1 protein-coding gene is annotated in these 2,417 nt (G+C 73.5%); it reads left to right on the top strand.

Annotation, left to right across the window (positions count from 1 at the left end; translation table 11 throughout):
- A partial coding sequence (locus tag BJF79_RS37545; RefSeq protein ID WP_143220746.1) for a ribonuclease E/G occupies positions 1-2,417 on the top strand: 2,417 nt, incomplete at both ends.

The following is a 2,417-nucleotide window of genomic DNA, read 5'->3' on the forward strand; positions in this document are numbered from 1 at the left end:
CCGCCGCGTCCGCCGAGGTGCCGCCCGCGCCGACCGTCCCGCCCGCCGTCCCGTCCGTGCCGGAGGTCCCCTCCGTTCCGGTGGCCGGGGCGAGCCCCGGCGTCGGCCAGATCTCCGAGACCGAGCCCGCGAGCGCATCGCCGTGCCCGGCGTGACCTTCCAGCCGCCCATGGTGGTGTTCCAGCCGCCGCAGCCCAAGCCGGAGGAGACGCCCGCCCGCCGCGAGGAGGCGGTCAAGGCCGCCGCCGAGACGGCCGAGCGCGAGGCCGCCGACGAGGAGCGCGACGAGCCCGACGAGCCCGACGAGCGCCCGTCCGACGCCGACGACTCCGACGACCGTCCGTCCCGCCGCAGGCGCCGCCGCGGCGGCCGGGGCCGGGGCCGCAACGGCAAGGAGGGCGCCGACGACGAGGCCCCGGGCGCCGCCGAGGACGCCGAGGACGAGCAGGCCCCCGCCGACAAGGCCCCCGCCGACAAGGGCAAGGCCGACAAGGGCAAGGCCGACAAGCCGAAGGACCGGTCCAAGGCCGACAGGTCCAAGGCGGCGAAGGCCAAGGACGCAAAGGACAAGGACGCCAAGGAGGCGGCCGACGAGGCCGACTCCGACGCGGGCGACGACGACGAGTCCGGCCCGAACGGGTCGAGCCGCCGCCGGCGTCGGCGCAGGCGGCGTTCGGGCGGCGACGGCGACGGCCCGGGCGGCACCGACGACCCGCCGAACACGGTCGTGCACGTCCGCGAGTCGCGTCCCGTCGAGGACGAGGTCCAGTCCGTCCGCGGGTCCACCCGCCTGGAGGCCAAGAAGCAGCGCCGCCGGGAGGGCCGCGAGCAGGGCCGCCGCCGCCCGCCGGTGATCACCGAGGCCGAGTTCCTCGCGCGCCGCGAGGCGGTCGAGCGGGTCATGGTCGTCCGGCAGGAGGGCGACCGCACCCAGATCGCCGTCCTCGAGGACGACGTGCTGGTCGAGCACTACGTGAACCGCGCGACGCACCAGTCGTACGTCGGCAACGTGTACCTCGGCAAGGTGCAGAACGTCCTCCCGTCGATGGAGGCCGCGTTCGTCGACATCGGCAAGGGCCGCAACGCCGTCCTGTACGCGGGCGAGGTCAACTGGGACGTCGCCGGGCTGGTGGGCCAGCCGCGCCGGATCGAGTCGGCGCTGAAGTCCGGCCAGTCGGTGCTCGTGCAGGTCACCAAGGACCCCCTCGGCCACAAGGGCGCCCGGCTGACCAGCCAGGTCTCGCTGCCCGGCCGCTACCTGGTGTACGTGCCGGACGGCTCGATGACCGGCATCAGCCGCAAGCTCCCCGACAAGGAGCGCAGCCGCCTCAAGCAGATCCTGAAGAAGGTCATGCCGAGCAACGCGGGCGTGATCGTCCGGACGGCGGCGGAGGGCGCCACCGAGGAGGAGCTGGCGCGCGACGTGTCGCGCCTGGCGGCCCAGTGGGAGAACATCCAGAAGAAGGTCAAGACCGCGTCGGCGCCGTCGCTGCTGTACGGCGAGCCGGACCTGACCATCCGCGTCGTCCGCGACATCTTCAACGAGGACTTCACCAAGCTCGTCGTGTCCGGCTCCGCCGCCTGGGACACGATCTCCGAGTACGTCGAGTACGTCGCCCCGCACCTGGCCGACCGGGTCGAGCGGTGGACCGACGACGATGACGTGCTGGGCGCGTTCCGCATCGACGAGCAGATCGCCAAGGCGCTCGACCGCAAGGTGTGGCTGCCGAGCGGCGGTTCGCTGGTGATCGACCGCACCGAGGCGATGACGGTCGTCGACGTCAACACCGGGAAGTTCACCGGGCAGGGCGGCAACCTCGAAGAGACCGTCACCCGCAACAACCTGGAGGCGGCCGAGGAGATCGTCCGCCAGCTCCGGCTGCGCGACATCGGCGGCATCGTCGTGATCGACTTCATCGACATGGTGCTGGAGAGCAACCGCGACCTGGTGCTGCGGCGCCTCGTCGAGTGCCTGTCGCGGGACCGTACCAAGCACCAGGTCGCCGAGGTCACCTCGCTGGGCCTGGTGCAGATGACCCGCAAGCGCGTCGGCCAGGGCCTGCTGGACGCGTTCTCGGAGACGTGCGAGTCGTGCAACGGGCGCGGCATCCACGTCCACCTGTCGCCGGTCGAGCCGAAGGCCGACAAGGAGACCGGCGGGCGCCGCCGCAAGCGCAAGGGCGAGGTCGAGAAGGCCGTCGAGGAGAAGCTGGCGAAGTCGGACGCGAAGGCCGGCAAGGGCGAGCCGCGGCCGGAACCCCCGAAGGCCGAGCCCGCGAAGGGCCGCAAGGGCCGGACGGCCAAGAGCGCGACCGCCGAGCCGTCCGAGCCCGTCGCCGAGGAGGCCGCGGCGCCGGTCGCCGCGCCGGTCGCCGCGCCGGTGGCGGACGCGTCGAAGCGGTCGGGTCCGGCCAAGC

Source organism: Actinomadura sp. CNU-125 (assembly GCF_001942465.1).
In the GTDB taxonomy this organism is placed as follows: Bacteria; Actinomycetota; Actinomycetes; order Streptosporangiales; family Streptosporangiaceae; genus Spirillospora.